Raw genomic sequence first — 18,700 nt, forward strand, 5'->3', positions numbered from 1 at the left:
GTGTATGCGTATAAAAAGATATGAATCATTCTGCCTTTTTGCTTGCATTTCATGATAAATATGTATAATTTGATTTTTACTTTACCTTTTCAAAGGTAATTCTCAGGCTTTTATAAGAAAACTGGTAATATATTACTGTTCATGAATGGCGGCTGAAATTTTTCAGGCGGATTGATCGGCGCATTAACAAATAGGGCAACAGCTAATAACATTTTTCATCCAACACCCGGCAATACCCTAAGTTCAGTAAATTAACTAATTGATATTGGCTCATATCTATGGATCGCTGTCCAATAACAGTGCCTACAATGTATTTATTATTCAAACTTAAACCCATACGACTATGAAAACTGCAGAAGAAGTGTTACGAGAAAATGCCAGAGAAATTATCAGTGTGATACCAGATACTACCATCTATGATGCCCTGCAAAAAATGGTTCATCATAAAATAGGTGCTATTTTAGTAAAAGAAGATAATGAAATTGTAGGAATATGGACAGAACGGGACCTGATGCATGATGTACTCCGGGAAGACTTTAACATCCGTACTGCCCGCATTGGCGACTATATGACGACTGGTTTGCTTTCGGCACCACATACAGATAGCTGTTATGAGCTAATGGATAAATTTCTGGGCATGCGTCTGCGCCACCTGCTCATTGAGAAAAACGGAGAATATATCGGTATGCTCTCTTCCGGTGATGTGATGAAGGAAACACTTCGTGAAAAAACCCGTGAGTATGAAACACTGAATTTTGAGGTGAGCTGGGATTATTATGAAAACTGGCGTACCCCGGTTACCAAAAACACTTCGGAAGTAAACGAACTGTATATGCCTTATCCAGCCAATTTACAAGCCAGAAGAAGCAGATAGCATAAAATAGCTGTTAGTTTGTTGCCAGAATTTTATTAATAAAAGTTTTTAAACGCATACAAATAACTAATTCAGATTTAGTATAAGGAATAAAAAGAAAGCGGGAGAACCAGATTCTCCCGCTTTCTTTTTATACTTAGCTTTAGAAAGTTTAAAACTTCCACCGGACAAAGGCTTCAATAGCTTCGTATTCAGCCAGACCGAGTTTGTCGTATACTTTGGCAGTCGTATGATTGCGGTCTTCGGCACGTTGCCAGAATTCCCTGGAATCAGAACCAGGAAATAAAGGCCGGTCTTTCTGCGACTGGTGTTTGAAAATAGCTCTCTTCTTACGTACCAGTTCATCGGGACTGATAGGTACGGCCATTTCAATTTGATCGATGTCCCATTCCTGCCAGGCGCCACGGTATAGCCATACGTAACAATCTTTCATCCAGGCTTCGTTCTTTAAGCGCTCAACCGCTTCGAAAATTGCCGCCAGACATACACGGTGTGTGCCATGTGGGTCAGAAAGATCGCCTGCGGCATAGATTTGATGAGGTTTGATCTTCACCAGCAAATCAACAATTAGCTGGATATCTTCTTCTCCGAGAGGTTTTTTACGTACACGGCCGGTTTCATAAAAAGGCATGTCCAGAAAATGCGCCCGTTCTACCGGAACGCCACAATACCGGCAAGCTGATTTCGCTTCACCCCTGCGAATTAACCCTTTAATGGACTGTACTTCTTTGGAATCTACCTGGCCAGGCTGCTTAGAGTTCAGGAAATCTACCACTTCGTTATACCGCTGATCTGCTTCTTGCTCACCCATTCCAAATGCTTCTGTATAATCGCTTACAAACTCAGCAAAACGGATCGCTTCATCATCAAATACCGCAATATTTCCGGAGGTCTGGTAGGCTACATGCACCTCATGTCCCTGGTCTACCAGGCGGAGCAAGGTACCTCCCATCGAAATCACATCATCATCCGGGTGCGGGCTGAATACAATGGCACGTTTGGGGAAAGGCTTGGCTCTTTCAGGGCGGTGGGTATCATCAGCACCAGGCTTACCACCGGGCCATCCGGTAATGGTATGCTGCAACTGGTTAAATATCCGGATATTGATGTTATAGGACGGGCCATGATCGGTAATCAGATCACTCATGCCATGCTCATTATAATCTTCATCAGTAAGTTTCAAAATAGGTTTGTCTACTTTCTGGCAAAGCCATACTACCGCTTTACGAGTCAGGTCTGGCGTCCAGTTACAGAAGCCTACCAGCCAGGGAGTTTTTACACGGGTGAGTTGCGCCGCAGCCGCCTGGTCAAGAATCACTTCTACATTCGGGTGATTTTGCAGGTAGGTCGCCGGTACTGATTCACTGATATCCCCTTCCACTGTACGTTTCACTACATTGGATTTTCCTTCGCCCCAAGCCATCAGAAATATTTTCTTGGACTGTAAGATTGTCCCAACCCCCATGGTGATAGCCCGGCGGGGTACATTTTCTTCTGCAAAAAAGTCACTGGCAGCGTCAATTCTGGTAATGTGATCAAGTGTGATCAAACGGGTAGTGGAACGGTTAGAAGAACCAGGTTCGTTAAAACCAATGTGGCCGGTACGTCCGATACCCAGGATCTGAATATCAATGCCCCCCACTGATTTGATCTTCATTTCATAATCCGAGCAAAACTTGCTTACGTCTTCCCGCTTCAGCGTGCCATCCGGAATATGAATATTTTCAGGCTTGATGTCGATATGGTCTAATAGATACTCATGCATGAAGCGAACATAACTTTGCAGGGAATCGGGTTGAATGGGGAAATACTCATCCAGGTTAAAAGTGATCACATTGGCAAAACTAAGGCCTTCTTCTTTATGCATGCGCACGAGTTCCTCATACATGCGGGTGGGTGTAGAACCGGTAGCCAGCCCCAGCACTGCCATTCTTCCCTCTTTTGCCCGTTCGCGGATGAGTCCGGCTATCTCCTGCGCTACTGCTTTGGAAGCGGTCTGGGAAGTTTCATAGATATGTGTCGGAATTTTTTCAAACTTCTTCGTTTGTTCCAGCTCAGTGTCGATATTATTTGTTTGCTCCATCACACTGTTTAATTCTTGGTACAACATAGGTTGGGTTTTTTATAAGTGTAAAATCAGGCTATAATTCTGGAATGATAGTAAATATTGTACTGGCGCTTAATATAGAAAATATATATAAGTTTAGCATTTTATTCAGAAAAGAAATAATCTTTTCTGGAAAATATAACCATATTAAGTAAGATACTGATTCTGGATACCGTAAAAATAAACCGTTAGTTAAACTGAAATATATCATGTACCTTCCAAAGAGGCTATGCCACATAAGCCGACCGCAAATCTATAAATTTTAATGCAATCCTTTCTCAGAAATGGACGTATAATCTATATCTGGCTAAACTTTTTTATGTACAATTTCAATGAAACATTGGTCTAATATGTAAAAAAGCAGAAGAAATATAATTTTTCTATCTTATTAAGTAAATTCAACGCAGGTAGTGAATATTTTTGTAAATTAAATGTAAGATTTATGGGTTACATTTAATTTTTTTTGGTATTTTGATGCAAAACTTATGCTTGTAAAATTACACGAAATCGCAGATATCAAAACGGGAATTACTTTTAGGAACCGGCTGCTGGATAATCTTCAGGGGGAAGTAGAAGTTATTCAAATGAAGGATGTGGATATTGACGGCAATCTTTCGCAACGTCTGGTCCGTATTAGCAGAGATTTAATAAAACCTAAGCACCTCTTACAAGCAGGTCAGATCATTTTACTGGCCAAAGGAAAATACACGGCCGCTTGTCTGATCAGTGAATCGGAAAACAGTTATGTTATTTCTTCTGCTTTTTTTTCCATCCGGATTAAATCAGGCCAGGTCGTAATACCTGCCTATCTGCAATGGTTTTTGAATCAGCCGGAAGCCAGAAGTTATTTCAAATCTTATGCGTCGGGTACCAGCATGTTTTCATTACCCATGAGCGTACTCAAGAACCTGGAAATTCCTTTGCCGCCTGTAGCTACCCAGGAAAAGATAGTAAAAATGATCGAGTTAAGAAAACAGGAAAGAATGACGGTTTTACAACTGGAAGAGGAGAAAGAAAAGTATGTACGCCAGCTTATTATTCAAAACGTGTACAGATAGCCATATTTAACTACCGCTCATACTTAAAACATACTATCCGGCTTTTTTTTATTTACTTTTGAACAGGTGATTCATAAAAGATTTAAAACTCTTTATAGTATTGCAAGGGGTTTTAATGGCTCATACTAATTTTTATTACCAAAATTAAATAGTAGTATTTTTTCATAACGATAACTGGTTGCTGACTCAATGAATTTGGAAAAACATTTACTAACAAAATGCTATGTATAACGATCTGATTTTGGTGCTCAACCAGAGTTATAGGAAGTTTAAAGAAAAAGAAAAAGATACAACCCTATTCTTTCATTTTTTGGCGGTATTGGCACTAAAATATATTTACGACTCTAAGGATAAACTCTATCCTTTTAAGCCCGAAGCCTCCCAAACTGAAAACCTGAAAGCTGTCTTTTCGCAAATGCCTGTGCCCTCCAAGGCACCCTTGCTGGATAAAACCATTCAGCAATTATCTAAAAAATATGCCGCTACGATGGCTGTTCTTTTTGATAATATTTCTTTCCGGGAGCTGGTAGGTACCAGAAAAAAAGAGACAGACACCAGGCTTACAGCTCTTATTGAAGAGATTGGTGATCTTTCTCTGGGCGCTTCTGCTGAAGAAACAGGTGCTGCCGTGGAATACCTGATCGAAAAATTTGCTGAGGAACATTTTCACAAAAGTGGTTTTTTGTATACCCCCCGCAGCATTTCCAGACTGATGGCAGAACTGGCCGAAGTAAATGAGAATATTCGGGTATATGATCCGGCAGCAGGATTAGGCACCTTACTGATACAAGCGGCCAAAGCTGGCAATATTCCCGATTATAAACTCTATGGGCAAGAAGTGAATCCGCAGTATGCCCAGCTCTGTAAGTATAATATGCTGTTTAACGGCTTATTAAAAGCAGAAATAGAAACCGGCAACAGTTTACAGGATTCTAAATTTATGTCCGGCAAAAAGCCAATCCTTTTTGACCGGGTTATAACTCATCCGCCATTCGACATAGAAGCGCTCTTACCAGCTGATCCTGAACAGTTATTTGAGAGTACCGGACATACAAAATCGCCTTTTATGGTGCTGGAAGAACCTGCTGTTGCCTACCGGAAAAGCAAAGAAATCCATCTTTCTGAAGATACCACAGAGGAAACCAGTTTCCTTTCTCATATCCTGGACTCGCTTCAGGATGATGGAAAAGCAGCTATTATCGTTCCTCACGGTGTGCTGTTTAAACTGGGCAATGCCTATGCCTTGCGTAAACAATTAATTAGCCGTAATATGATAGAAGCTGTAATTGATTTACCACCAAATATTTTCTATAGCAGTAAGGTGAATGTTTCAGTCCTGATTCTGAATAAGAAAAAGAAACATTCAGATATCTTATTTATTGATGCTTCGCAAAACTATGAGCCCGATCGCCGCCGGAATAAATTGCGCACCGAACACAGCAAACAGGTAATACAAGCCTATCATGCCTTTAAATCGAGCCGCAATTATGCCCACCGGGCCAGCATACAAGAGGTTACCGATAAGGCCAACGATTATAATCTCACGGCCAAGCGCTATGTAAAACAAACTACTAAATCGTCTGCCACTGACCTGGAGCCACTTAAAAAGAACATCGACCAGCTTACCTCCCAGCTGGAAAATATACGCAAAGAACTGGATAAGGAAATTAACTCATTTACAGTGAAATAATTTTCATACAGATTTTAAACGGATGCTAATGAGTGAATAGGCTTACCTACCCAGTCATTAGCATCCGTTTTTCATAATGCACCTTCCATCTTTCACCCTGTCTGTTTGCAGAATCAGATAATATTTCTGATTTTGCTTTTTTTACAGATTCCACCTAACCTAAACCTAAAATTACCTTGAAAACACCCCTGCATGTGGGCCTTGCCTCGTATGGTATGTCTGGTGAAGTATTCCATGCACCTCTGCTGTCTTCTCATCCTGGTTTTACCTTATCAAAAATAGTAGAGCGGAAAACGCAACGTGCCGGAATAAAATACCCTGCCATACAAAGTGTCCGCACCTACAACGAATTACTGGCAGACCCTGAAATTGACCTGATTGTGGTAAACACACCCAACAGTCTGCATTTTGAGCAGGCAAAACAAGCCCTGGAAGCTGGAAAACATGTTATTGTAGAAAAGCCATTTACGGTAAACTCTCAAGAGGGGCAAATCCTGATTGAGTTAGCCAGGCAGAAAAATCTGGTGTTGAGTGTATTTCAGAACCGGCGCTGGGATGGCGATTTTTTAACGGTACAAGAGGTGGTAAAGAGCGGTATCCTGGGTACTTTGGTTGAGTTTGAAGCCCATTACGACCGGTTCCGGAATTATGTAGAAGCTGATACCTGGAAAGAGGAAAGCGGTCCAGGTTCAGGAATATTATATAACCTGGGTTCTCATATGATAGATCAGGCACTCGTACTTTTTGGTTTGCCACAATCTGTTACAGCAGACATCCGCATTCAACGTCCCGGCGGCAAAATAGACGACAGCTACGATCTCAGGCTGAATTATAAAGATATTCGGGTGATTGTGAAGTCTGGCTATCTGGTACGCGAACCCGGACCAAGATATACTTTGCTCGGAACCGATGGCACTTTTCACAAATATGGACTGGACCCTCAGGAAGATGCTTTAAAAATTGGCAGATTTCCCAATGAAAAAGGCTGGGGAGTAGAAGACTCCGCATTCTGGGGAAAAATCAATACGCAAGTAGGCAGTTTACATGTGACAGGAACTGTAGAAACACAGCCTGGCTCTTATCTGGCTTTTTACGAAAACATTTTCCAGGCGATTACAGCAGGAGCATCACTGGCAGTACAGCCAGAACAAGCCATGCAGGTAATCCAGATTATTGAAGCGGCCATCGAAAGTAACCGCCTGGGAAAAACTGTACCCATTAAATAAATGAATTAGAGAAAGTGAGCGACTAAGTGATCATCAAACTTTCAAAACTCACTTATCCGCTCCATTACTCATTTTCAAAAAGTGTACTTCAAGCCATGAATCTTGACGAGGATATTATAAAAGCTGCCCGAATCATCTGGGAGTATCATCACATGAACCACCAGCTGGATAAAGCCGACTGTATTATGGCTCTGGGAAGTCATGATACCAGGGTTGCCCAGCGGGCGGCTCAGCTATATTTGGAAGGATATGCGCCATATATTGTATTTTCAGGGGGTTTAGGGCGGCTTACCGAAGGTGTATGGCCATTACCAGAAGCAGATACATTTGCCCGGATTGCGATGCAAATGGGTGTTCCAGAGCAGCACATTCTGATTGAAAACCGATCTACTAATACAGGGGAGAATATTGCCTTAAGCTACAAGTTGTTACAAAAACATAATATTAAAGTAAACAGGTTGATTCTGGTACAAAAACCTTATATGGAACGGCGAACCTATGCTACTTTCTGCAAGCAATGGCCCGGAAATGAGGTAGAGATTATGGTTACTTCTCCCCAGATTAGTTTCGAAAATTATCCTAATGAAGGGATATCTCTGGAACATGTGATCCATATTATGATCGGAGATTTGCAGCGTATTCATCTCTATCCCCAGAAAGGCTTCCAGATTTACCAGGAAATACCCACCAATGTGTGGGAAGCGTATCACTATTTAACTGAAAAAGGATTTACTGAGCATTTAATGCCGGAATAAAATAAATGGTTATATGGTTGTATTGTTATATAGTTAGGATTCTAAGAAACTTCACTCCGTCACTTCCGCTCCTGCGTGAGATAATATACAAAAGCGGATATGCCGGTAAGCGCAGCAATAACAGCCAATGTAACAAAAGCACTGGTCCATCCAATACGTTGTGCCAGTAATCCGGTCAGCCAGACGGCCAGTGTTCCGCCTACATACCCTACGGCATCGATCAGGCCCACAGCGGTAGCCGCTCCTTTAGGCCCACCTACATCCATCGACATAGCTCCTGCCAGAAAAGAATAAGGGCCTAATACCAGTAATCCGGCTAAAGAGATAAGTACGAGAGGAATCACTTGTCCTTTTAACCCGAGTGCCATTACCGCCAGTACTACGGCAATGGGCAAACAAGCACCTGCAATCAAAATTCCTCTTTTTCCTTTCAAAACGGTATCTGACAAATACCCTGCGCCCAGAATAGAAGCTACGCCAAATACCGGGAAAATAGCACTGAATTGAGAGGCTTCTCCCTGTGAAAATCCCGCACTTTCGTACAAATAGGTGGGTATCCAGAAATTAAAAGCCTCCCGGATGGCAGTCAGGCCAAATGACATCAACAGCATTAATAAAAAGGGCAGGCTTTTGAAGTAAGGTAAAAGTAAAGCTTTCAGGTTTTGCGGACTTTCAGAAGATTCATTATCCTTAAACAGATTTTTCGGATTTACCGGCTGCCGTTCAAATCCCATATGTTCCGGATCATTCTTTACTATAAAAAAATCGATCAGTGCAATAACTGCCAGAATACCTGCTGACACAAAAAATAGCTCCTGCCATCCTATATTAAGTTTGATTAATTGTCCGAGCAGTAGTTTGGCGATTATATCCCCAAATAAAAAACTCAGGCTGAGAAAAGCCATAATTTTGCCATACGATTGATACGGGACCCAGTTGGCAGCCACTTTCACCAGTCCGCCCCAGCCCATAGATTGTATCATCCGGTTAGCTGCCCATGCTACAAAAAAGATAGTTACGCCAGTTCCCAGTCCAAATACAATTGTTGCCAGGATAGAGCCGATCATGCCCAGCATAAACACTTTTTTTCCGCCAATAAAATCACCCAATACCCCATTAATCACTTTTCCGATGGCATAAAATACGACGCCAAATGAGGCTATTTGTCCCATTACTTCTTTGTTAATAGTATCATATTCCTCAATAATGAGTGGCGCAGCCACTGACAGGTTACTGCGGCAAATGTAATAGCCACAATAGCCAATAAAAAGCCCTATCACCGTAGAACTTTGCCAGTACCTGAAGGATAGTTTGGTGGGTTTGACAGCAATTTCTGGTAAAGACATGAATGTATGAGTCTGAGGTAAGGCGTTGACCTCCAAAATACACATTTACCAGCAACTTCTGTGTTAAGATTAGTTAATATACCTTTTTCAAAACAGACCGGTGAAAAGATGCAAATATTATGCTTGCAAGGTTACTTTTACCCCTGCCCGAAGGGTATTCTGAATTTCAGCCACTTTATCTGTATGTCTGATCAATTCACTTATTTGTTCTTTGGAAGCATCGCCTTCTACATTTGCCTTATACTGAATGTTATAGCCCGCTTCTCCTTCCGTCGAAAATTCCGCCGAAGCTTCTACTGAAACTTTTGTAATCGTAATATTGCGTTTTTTGGCTTCGCGGTAGAGATCATTGCAAAAACAGGTTGCCAGCGCCAGACACAAAAACTCTCCACCATTCACAGAAGATCCAAATCCTGATGTTTTGCCAGGAATAGTAAGCTCTTGTGTGGTATTATTGGTTCGTACGATTACGTTGTTGTGGTGTAAGCTATTTTCAAGGGTTGCCGTAATTTTCATAAAAAATAAGATTGCGCGGATTGGAATGAATGGGTACTGCTTCGCTATACATTAAAATGCAATTTCCGCCCCAAACAACATTACTCAGACATTATTTTGTGGCTGATAACATAATTGTACTACTCCCGACTTGAATACTCTGGTTTGAGTAAGTGAAAGATTAATCCGCCTGTCAATATTGTCAAAAATCGGTTTTCCTTTGCCTAATACGATAGGATGCACTGAAAGCCTGTATTCATCGATCAGGTTCAGATCAATGAAAGTGGTAATCAGATTTGCCCCGCCATATAACCAGATATCTTTACCTGGCTGGCTTTTGAGGGATTGAACTTGTTTTTCAATATCCGTACTGATAACCCTTACATTTTCATCCTTCACCGTTGCTGTTTTAGAAAAAACAACTTTATGTTTGGTGTGAATGGCCGTGAATGTATCCTGCATAGCCGGTGAAGCTGAATCGTCGGGCTGGTATTGTCCCCACAGATCATAACTGATCCGCCCATACAGAATCGTGTCAATAGCTGCTAAAAATTTACTAAAGTCCATCTCATCGTCCATAATACACCAATCTATCTCCCCATTCGGGCCTTCGATAAAACCATCGAGGGTTACGGCTAAGTCTAAAATGATCTTTCTCAAATGTTTGGTATTTAGTTATTAACTGCCATGCGGTTCTTACTTCTTTTATTGATTCTCCTTGTTATTTTATCCTGTATGCTTCATCCAGACTAGGTAATCATAGTATAACGTTCATATACCGTCACAATCTCTACAATCTTCCAGCCAGAACTGGTATACAACCGTTTGGTAAGCGTAACCTCCATACGCTCATTACCTTCTATAACAATCTTCTGCGGAGGGGTAAAAATATCCGGGTCGATTAAGGAAGTGGATTGAGGTTCTAAAATAAGGTGAGTAAGAGCTGGATCAAAGGCAAAACCCCACGATACTACCTTAGTAGAAAATTGAGCAGTAATATTGGGGTCATAATTAGTAGGTTCAACTTGAAAGCCGTGTAAATCTAGTTCTTGTTTGGGCCAGTAATGTACAAAATAAAAAGAAGGCTGGGAATTATATTGATTTCTTCTATTAATTCTTACTTCAATCAGTGTGTTAGGTAAATCGGGCAATTCCTCCAACATATCTGTTGAAGCTTTTCCATCTAAATTAACATCAAGTGCCAGGCTACTTGTAGAATGAACAATTTTATATTTACCATGGAACTGCTCATATAATATTTGTACATTTTGATTGGGATTAACCTCTTCTGTTTGCTGGCAGGCTCCTAAGCAGAATAAGCACAATAGCTCTAATAAAGATTTTATTTTCATATTTGTTTAAGGGAACAGGATAATAATCTTAAAGTGTTTTGTTTCTCTATTCATCTTATTTTATTGGTTTTCATTGGTGCCAATATATATACATGCACTTGCTATTATTCAATAGTGTATTTTCTATATAGATATTTAATTATAGCTTGTCATGCCTCAAAAGATAACCATCAGAGAAACATCGCACAATACCGGAAATTAGGTATTTTTTGAGGCTACTCCTTCTCAATGGACAAGAATAGAGACTTTAAGCTAATAACTCGAGCAATTGCCGGAAATACGGAACAGACAAGCGCAGGCGGCTGCCATACCAGGAAAACATTTCACCATCTACTATTTTAATAATGCTTTCCGGACAAATTTCCTTGAATTCAGCTATATATTTTTCGCTAAAAGGGAAAGGTTCAGAAGATAAATATATATAGTCAGGATTGGCATCCGCAAGCATTTCTGGTGTAATTTCAGGGTAACGGACATGATCGGCAAATACGTTTTCAAAACCGCAACGAACCATCATATCATGAATAAAAGTATGGCTACCGGCAGCCATATAGGGGTTCCGCCAGATCAGATACGCTACTTTTTTTCGGGAAACGGCTTGTAGTCCGGCAAATGCGGTTTGAATTTGCACTGAAATTTCTAAAGCTTTCGATTGAGTTCCGGTTAATTTACCCACTTCACTTATCATGTGCAGCGCATCTTCCAGGGTATAAATATCACTCATCCAGACAGGATATTTCTGCTGGAGTTGCTCAATACCTTCCTTATAATTTTCTTCTTTGTTTGCCAGAATCAGGTCTGGTTGCAGGCCATCGATTGTATCGAAATGAAAGTGTTTGGTGCCTCCGATCTTGGGCATATGCCTGCAAAACTCTGCCGGATGAATACAAAATTTGGTAATTCCTACTACTCTTTCAGCCAGACCTAAGTCGAACAATAATTCTGTTTGCGAAGGAACAAGAGAAATAATTCGTTGGGGAAAGGAGGTAATCATAAATAGCAGTTACGGTTCCTTTTCAAAAATAGAATGGTAAAGTCAGATTACAGATTTTTCTCCAGCTGTTTAATCAATACATCAAAATCTTTAGGATACGGGGCTTCAAAGCTTAGTTCTTCTCCATTCAACAAGGTAAAACTAAGTGAACGGGCATGTAAAGCTACTCTCTGGATCAGCGGCTGTTCTTCCGTATCTTTTTTAAGGTTGAACTTCTTTTTAATACTTGACAAATAAATGTACTCCCCGCCATATTGCGGATCGCACACAATAGGCGCTTTAAGGGTACTCAAATGAATGCGGATCTGATGCATACGCCCGGTTACTGGCTTGCATTCGATCAGGCTGTGTTTCTGATACAGTTTCAGGGTAGTAAAATAAGTTTCTGCTTCTTTCCCCTTCTGCCGGTCGATTTTAACGGTGCCATTGGTGAGCGGAAGGATGGATAAAAATACCCGCTGATTTTCAAAGGTATGAATGCCACTCACTACGGCATGATATATCTTATTAACCTGCCGTTTTTCAAACTGAATAGCCAGGGACCGGTAGGCTTCCGGATGTTTGGCCAGGGCAAGAATACCAGACGTTTCCTTATCCAAGCGGTGAGCGATCTGTATGTCCGGGTGATACAATCTGGCCATGCGGAGTATATTATTTGCTTCACCAGACCGTTCGTCCAGCGAAGAGATATGCGGTGGCTTATTGATCAGGATATAATCGTCGTTTTCAAAAATAATCAGGTCTTCAAATTGTATAGGCGGCATATCTTAATTACTAATTACGAATTACAAATTACGGATGGCAGGCTGAAGGGTTAAATTATTTACTGGTTAGATGGTTGAATAGTTAATACTAGTTATACAAACCGGCTCTTAAAGAAACGTAATTCGTAATTCGTAATTCGTAATTCGTAATTCGTAATTCGTAATTCGTAATTCGTAATTAATTTTTCCCTTCGCCTTTGTCCAGTTTAAAAATAAAGGTAGTGCCTTTGCCCATTTTGCTGGTCACACTTACCTTAGATCTGTGGGCTTCGATAATATGTTTGACAATGGCCAGACCCAATCCGGTTCCGCCTTTGTCTTTTGATCGGCTCTTTTCTATGCGGTAAAAACGTTCAAAAATCCGCTTGAGATGTTCTGGTTCTATGCCAGGGCCATCGTCTTTTACAGCTACGAGCAAATGGTCTTTTTCAGAATCAAAGGAAACCAGTACCCGTCCGTCTTCCCGGCCATATTTAATCGCATTATCAATCAGGTTGGTCATTACCTGGCCGATTCGCTGTACATCTGCGTATGCCCACACAGTGCCTTGATTTCCTTTGTTAAACCGCAACCGGATACGTTTGGCATCTGCTTTTTCTTCCAGCTGTTCAAATACTTCAGCCGTCAGTTGCCGGATGTCAAATTTTTCGTAGCGCATTTTAATATCACCGGTCTCCATCTGCGACAGGGTGAGCAGGTCCTGCACCAGGGCATCGAGTCCATCCAGACTACGGGCCGCTTTATCGAGGAATTTATCCCGGACATTTTTATCATCTACGGCTCCATCAATTAAGGTATGAATAAAGCCCTGCGCCGCAAAAATGGGGGTTTTCAGTTCGTGCGAAACATTGGCCAGAAATTCTTTCCGGAAGTTTTCCAGCTTTTTTAATTCATCTATTTCCTGCTGTTTTTTGGTGGCATAAGTAAATATCTCTTCATTTAAACGGCGGAGCGGATTGGTATCAATCACGATCTGTTTGCGGGGAAGTTTAAAATCTTTCTTTTTTACCTTATCGATCAGAATAAAAATTTTGTTGATCTCCCGGAATACCAGAAATTCCAGTGAAAAATAGAATAGCAGGAAGGAAGCAGCAAAAGCAATACTGAATGCCACAAACAGGGCAGTGCCGGGTGTGTCTTTTACCAGCGACAGGAAAGCAGTAGTAATAAGGGCGATAGAGCCTGCTAATACAAACGCAATTCCTTTCGGACTAAACAACATCGGCGATACCTTCTTTAATCATTCAGGTCAAATTTATACCCTACGCCCTTTATCGTTTTGATATAGCCTTCCCCTATTTTTTCGCGCACTTTCCGGATGTGTACATCTACCGTGCGGGCCAGTACATATACATCTGAACCCCAGATGCTTTGCAAGAGGTCATCCCGGCTGAATACTTTATTAGGGTTTTGTGCCAGAAAAAATAACAGTTCAAACTCTTTTTTCGGCAAGGTGATGGGCACACCTTTGTTAAATACCGTATAGCTTTTCCGGTCGATAACCAGATCTCCGATACTTACTTTATCGTCCTGCTTTGTCTTTTTGGATTCACGCCTGAACAAAGCGCTTATCCGGCTCATGAGTGCTCTGGGTTTGATAGGCTTGGTAATATAATCATCAGCCCCAATATCAAAAGCGGCTACTTCTGAATATTCTTCTACCCTGGCTGTCAGGAAAATAATAAAGCTATTACTTAATTCAGGCATTTCCCGCATACGGCGGCCGGTTTCTACCCCGTCAATGGCTGGCATCATAATGTCCATCAGAACCAGGTTGGGCAGAAAATCTCTGGCAATTTCGAGGGCTTTTTTTCCATCGGGAGCTGTTTTTACCTCATAGCCTTCTTTTACCAGATTGTATTGCAATAATTCTAAGATATCCGGTTCGTCGTCTACTACCAGTACTCTGTGTGGTTGATGGGTGCTCATAAGGTTAGGTTGGCGATAGAAGATTATAAAAATAATCAGCCGCAATTTACTTTTATTTATTCAAAAACTAAGGAGGGTGGCAGCAAAAGTTTAGATTTTGCTGCCACCCTCCTTAGTTTATAAACTACTCTCTCAGAATATTTTATTACATTCTGACAAATCAGACTTTACTATTATGCTTTTTCTTTAAACATTTTTTTCAAGGTTTTATCCAGTTCGGCACCTCTCAGGTCGGTAGCTACAATGGTCCCATCTTTATCAACCAGAAAAGTAGCCGGAATAGCTTCAACCTTATAAGTAGTAGCTGCTTTGCCATACCACCCTTTGGGGTCAATTACATGATACGGCCACACCAGTTCATCTTTCTCAACGGCTTTTATCCATTTGTCTTTGCTCTGATCGATGGAAACACTGAATACAGTGAAGCCTTTGTCTTTATAGGCATTATATATTTCCACCGTATAGGGATTTTCTTTACGGCAAGGTCCACACCAGGAAGCCCAGAAATCGATCAGCACTACTTTTCCTTTCAGGGAAGATAGTTTAATGGTTTTTCCATTAATATCTGTCAGTTCGATATCAGGCGCTTTTTTGCCCACTTCCGGCGCATCTTTCCGAAGAACAACAGCCTGTTTGTTTACCTCCATTGTCTGAGGTTGAAAAGCGGTAAAAGAAATCAGCGGCAGTAAGACGCTGGTCAGCAATAAAGTTTTAATATATGACATAATAAGTTTAAAAATTTGAAGATGTAAAAATTGGAAAATTAATTAATCTCTCGAAAAACAATAATCTGCTTAAAAGAGAGCTATCAGTAAAAATGAATATCATTTTTTAAGCCTTTGTGCCGTTTGAGTTCAACTTCTATCACACCAGGTAAGAAAGAGAACTCCGACTCAACTTTAATGGGTATCTTATTTTCATCATCCGATATCCAGATGCGGATGGCATTTTCGTCTTTAAATAATTGATTATCGGGCATAATAGGTGTTATTTTTAAACACTTAATCTTACCGAATTTGGTTTTTACCTCTCCCCTACCCCTGAATTTAACCTTAAAATTGTAGAATTCATCATCGAAAAAGGCACTTACCGCAATCGTATCTCCTTCCCGGTATTTGTTAAAATCCAGTGTCCGCAGGTAATAATAGCCGCTTACCAGATCCTGAACGTTGGAAGGAATGGTAAATTCTTTGGTTTCCTGGTTTTTCTCCTCCGACCGGACAGTTTTCCGGATATGGTCAAAAAATACCCATTCCTCTTTCCGGTACTTATTTTCCTGAATATTAGTATAAAACCGCTGCGGAATCAGCGCACTTGTGTCAATATACGAACGCCACGTATCACGCACTTTGTAACCTACCTCAAAGGTACCGGAAGTCCTTCCAGATACATTTACCTTATAACATATCCTTTCATTAATTCTGTATAGGGTTGGACTTACCTCAATTACACTTTCACCTATATTCAAAAAACCGTAGTGTAATCTGTATTCCAGAACTTCGCCAGCTGTGAAACTTTCATTAATCACGCGCCGGTAAGAATCCTTCATTATAAATCCGCAAGCCAACACAACCAGAATCACATATATAAACAGCTTTCGCATGGCTTAGTTTAAATTTATTGCAAAACGCTCAAATGTTATACCAGTTGCCCAAACAAACATCAGCTTTTATGCTGATGAGGGCATATAAAATTAACGAAATATCTTAAAAACAGATTTATCATTTTTTTAAATCAACCCAGGCTTATGTAATATTACCTTCATACTGGCCATCTGTTCTTACAGAGAACGATAGGTTTGTTTCAGATAGGCCAGATACTTTTTAAAATCCGACTTAAATTTTGTTCTGAACTCTTGCTCAAACTGGTTTTGCCTGGCACGGTAGCGGATAAAATCTGCAAAATAGGTATTGTTCGGCAAAGGTTCTTCTTTTTCAACTACCCGGTTTGTATCACTTCTCACTCCTGCATATGTCAGTGTATCAGCCGTATCCATAATTTTCCGGATCAAGTGATACTTCAATGTATCTTTGGTAGCCCTGGTAACCGTTGACGTAAAATTTTTATACAAACTATCCAGCAGATCGGCCCCACGTAAGATATGTGCGGTGTATTTTTCCCGGTTATATTTTCCGTTTTCATAGCGGCGGTATTCTCTGGAATCTATGCCGTATTTGTACATTAAAAACTGCTGCGCTCCATGATCGCCTACAAAACTGGCCAGGTTCTCGTTGTACTCCACATTGTTTTTGATGTACAAAGTAGCATGCGTCAATTCATGAATGATCAGATTTGCGAGTTGCCCTTCGTTGCGTTCCAGCATACTAGTCAGAATTGGATCTTTAAACCATCCTAACGTAGACCAGCCAGCTACTTCATCAATTTCCGTATCCAGTCCTTCTTTTTTTAATTCAGCTTCCTGCTTTTGTGCTTTTCCATACTCAAAAAAACCTTTGTACGTAAAAGCCCCTAGTAAAGGAAATTTCCATTCTACCGGTTCCAGGCTATAAGGTTCACAGGCGGTTACGACCCAAAGTACTGGTTTGCCTTTCTGGTCATATACGGTTGTATAGTTATCCGAATCATTGATACCCAGAGAATCTATGGCATACTTCCGGATCTCCTGAATCAGGGTGAGTTTACGCTTGAGTGAATCAGGAAAAGCAGGATCAGCCATGTATTCTTGCAGCGGCCGGGCATTGTAAATAATCCGTAATTGCCCGTAGCCTTGCCCAATTCCATACCAGACCAGTTCATACTGCCAGATCACCAGCAAGGCTAGAATAATCAGAATGGTATAAATAATCTTTTTAATCACTTTCCAGAGGTTTAACTTTCTTTAACAAAAAATTCTGCCGGTAGGTTATATAAAATCCGTGCGAAAACTCAAAAGTACCCATAGGCAGGTTATACACAGGTTCTATTCGTAACGTAAAAACCAGGCCATTCATTATTTTAAAATCCTTCATCAACCGGATAATTAGCAGTTCCCGGTCTGTTTCATGGTAAGGTAAGGTATCTGCTGGCTGTGCAAGTACTCTGGGATTAGGTTTTTCTGGTTTTTCATCCGGATCAGGAGGGGCAATACTGATGCGGGGCGGAAATACAGCCACCGATTGATACAGATTTCCTCCCTGCCAGGAACGGAAACGGTTCGCCTGCCAGTATGAAGCCATAATTTCCAGCCATTTGCTTTCCAGCGACATATTTAAATACAGGCCACTGCCATATGCATATATATTCACTTTCCGGGAAGAGAAATCCTGAAACCAGGTTGCGTAGGCATCCATTCTGATCTTGCGGATGTTTGTGCTTGAACCTAGTAAATGCTGGCTACTGATTCCCAGCGCTCCGTTAAACCAGTTGGTTAGATTATTGGCATATTGTCCGATTTGTCCGCCCCGGTGGAATATCTGGATTTGCAGCGGACTTTCCAGGACAAAATTATTCTTTCTCACCCAGGTAAAGGCTCCGGAAAATCCTACAGAAATTTCTTCCTGAAAAGGCGAATCTTTATAAATCATCCGCAGCCAGTCTACCCAGAGATCAGCCCGTATCCTTTTTTTATTATATAAGAATTGCAGGCCATTTTCCTGGCGCTTGTTGATGATCCGTTCAAAATCTAATAAAGGTTCGATTAGCTGGTGAGTTAAGGCTCCTTCCAGGGTTCCGAAAATAAGGGCAAATGAATCTTTCTGGTATTTCAGGCTAAACGTGGGTTCAAAACTTGTATAGGAAGGGTTGCCAAAATCTTTCCAGGCAAAAACGCCAGCTCTCAGTTTCATATGGGCAGAAGGCTGATAGGTCAGTTCGGGATGGAGCTGGTAACCGAACAAGGTATACCCGGGTACAATATCGTTGAAATATTCATTGTTTTTAAAGAAGCTGAAGGAATGCACAGACAGGTTCAATCTGTTTTCATGAGCCGGCTGGAGGGTATCGTAAAAAGTAAATGCACTGTTATTCAGTTGCGCAAACCCCTGGCAAAAGAGCAGTACATACAAGCAAAAAAAAGCCGCAAAGGTAAGACGCATGTCAGGAAAAGAGCTGGTAAAAGGCAGGATTTTTAAGGCCCGAAAGATAGTTTTTTTGCATTACTTCAGGCAAAAA

18 protein-coding genes are annotated in these 18,700 nt (G+C 41.0%); 5 read left to right on the forward strand and 13 right to left on the reverse strand.

Going from position 1 to position 18,700, the window contains the following annotated elements:
* Positions 1-343: 343 nt before the first annotated feature.
* Positions 344-874: a CBS domain-containing protein gene (locus tag GXP67_RS07880; protein WP_162442632.1), complete on the forward strand. Its 531-nt coding sequence runs from the start codon at positions 344-346 to the stop codon at positions 872-874.
* Between the two features lie 151 nt (positions 875-1,025).
* On the opposite strand, the gene nagB is transcribed toward GXP67_RS07880, so the two are convergent.
* A complete protein-coding gene (gene nagB, locus GXP67_RS07885) occupies positions 1,026-2,957 on the reverse strand; it encodes a glucosamine-6-phosphate deaminase (protein WP_162447841.1) in 1,932 nt (643 codons plus the stop codon).
* Positions 2,958-3,466: 509 nt separating this feature from the next.
* Between nagB and GXP67_RS07890 the strand changes: the two genes are divergently transcribed.
* The 4 genes from GXP67_RS07890 (at position 3,467) to GXP67_RS07905 (ending at position 7,710) form a co-directional block, all read left to right on the forward strand.
* Entirely contained in the window at positions 3,467-4,039 is a 573-nt protein-coding gene (locus GXP67_RS07890) for a restriction endonuclease subunit S (RefSeq protein ID WP_162442633.1), read from the forward strand.
* Between the two features lie 223 nt (positions 4,040-4,262).
* Entirely contained in the window at positions 4,263-5,729 is a 1,467-nt protein-coding gene (locus tag GXP67_RS07895; protein ID WP_162442634.1) for an N-6 DNA methylase, read from the forward strand.
* Between the two features lie 176 nt (positions 5,730-5,905).
* Positions 5,906-6,955 (forward strand): oxidoreductase, encoded by a 1,050-nt coding sequence (locus GXP67_RS07900; RefSeq protein WP_162442635.1) that lies wholly within the window; start codon positions 5,906-5,908, stop codon positions 6,953-6,955.
* A gap of 95 nt (positions 6,956-7,050) precedes the next feature.
* A complete protein-coding gene (locus GXP67_RS07905) occupies positions 7,051-7,710 on the forward strand; it encodes a YdcF family protein (RefSeq protein ID WP_162442636.1) in 660 nt (219 codons plus the stop codon).
* Between the two features lie 59 nt (positions 7,711-7,769).
* On the opposite strand, the gene GXP67_RS07910 is transcribed toward GXP67_RS07905, so the two are convergent.
* The 12 genes from GXP67_RS07910 to GXP67_RS07965 all read right to left on the reverse strand — a co-directional run bounded on the left by GXP67_RS07910 (position 7,770) and on the right by GXP67_RS07965 (position 18,624).
* Positions 7,770-9,056: an MFS transporter gene (locus GXP67_RS07910; protein ID WP_162442637.1), complete on the reverse strand. Its 1,287-nt coding sequence runs from the start codon at positions 9,054-9,056 to the stop codon at positions 7,770-7,772.
* Between the two features lie 117 nt (positions 9,057-9,173).
* The gene (locus GXP67_RS07915) at positions 9,174-9,572 is read right to left on the reverse strand and encodes an OsmC family protein (protein ID WP_162442638.1); all 399 of its coding nucleotides are present in this window, start codon (positions 9,570-9,572) and stop codon (positions 9,174-9,176) included.
* Between the two features lie 84 nt (positions 9,573-9,656).
* A complete protein-coding gene (locus tag GXP67_RS07920; RefSeq protein ID WP_162442639.1) occupies positions 9,657-10,211 on the reverse strand; it encodes a dihydrofolate reductase family protein in 555 nt (184 codons plus the stop codon).
* An 89-nt stretch (positions 10,212-10,300) separates the two neighbouring features.
* Entirely contained in the window at positions 10,301-10,903 is a 603-nt protein-coding gene (locus GXP67_RS07925; RefSeq protein WP_162442640.1) for a hypothetical protein, read from the reverse strand.
* Between the two features lie 247 nt (positions 10,904-11,150).
* A complete protein-coding gene (locus GXP67_RS07930) occupies positions 11,151-11,897 on the reverse strand; it encodes a helical backbone metal receptor (RefSeq protein WP_162442641.1) in 747 nt (248 codons plus the stop codon).
* A 47-nt stretch (positions 11,898-11,944) separates the two neighbouring features.
* Complete coding sequence (locus GXP67_RS07935) at positions 11,945-12,661, reverse strand: RluA family pseudouridine synthase (RefSeq protein ID WP_162442642.1); 717 nt, start codon at positions 12,659-12,661, stop codon at positions 11,945-11,947.
* A gap of 178 nt (positions 12,662-12,839) precedes the next feature.
* Positions 12,840-13,883, reverse strand: coding sequence for a sensor histidine kinase (locus tag GXP67_RS07940; protein ID WP_162442643.1), 1,044 nt, complete (start codon positions 13,881-13,883; stop codon positions 12,840-12,842).
* A 14-nt stretch (positions 13,884-13,897) separates the two neighbouring features.
* Positions 13,898-14,590 (reverse strand): response regulator transcription factor, encoded by a 693-nt coding sequence (locus GXP67_RS07945; RefSeq protein ID WP_162442644.1) that lies wholly within the window; start codon positions 14,588-14,590, stop codon positions 13,898-13,900.
* A 173-nt stretch (positions 14,591-14,763) separates the two neighbouring features.
* Complete coding sequence (locus GXP67_RS07950; protein ID WP_162442645.1) at positions 14,764-15,315, reverse strand: peroxiredoxin family protein; 552 nt, start codon at positions 15,313-15,315, stop codon at positions 14,764-14,766.
* An 83-nt stretch (positions 15,316-15,398) separates the two neighbouring features.
* Positions 15,399-16,193 carry a DUF3108 domain-containing protein gene (locus GXP67_RS07955; RefSeq protein WP_162442646.1) on the reverse strand — a complete coding sequence of 265 codons (795 nt, stop codon included), beginning with the start codon at positions 16,191-16,193 and terminating at the stop codon, positions 15,399-15,401.
* A gap of 177 nt (positions 16,194-16,370) precedes the next feature.
* Positions 16,371-17,408: an aminopeptidase gene (locus GXP67_RS07960; RefSeq protein ID WP_162442647.1), complete on the reverse strand. Its 1,038-nt coding sequence runs from the start codon at positions 17,406-17,408 to the stop codon at positions 16,371-16,373.
* Complete coding sequence (locus tag GXP67_RS07965; protein WP_162442648.1) at positions 17,401-18,624, reverse strand: lipid A deacylase; 1,224 nt, start codon at positions 18,622-18,624, stop codon at positions 17,401-17,403. Before GXP67_RS07965 ends, GXP67_RS07960 begins: the two co-directional genes overlap by 8 nt.
* Between the last annotated feature and the right edge of the window lie 76 nt (positions 18,625-18,700).

Source organism: Rhodocytophaga rosea, from assembly GCF_010119975.1.
Taxonomy (GTDB): domain Bacteria; phylum Bacteroidota; class Bacteroidia; order Cytophagales; family 172606-1; genus Rhodocytophaga; species Rhodocytophaga rosea.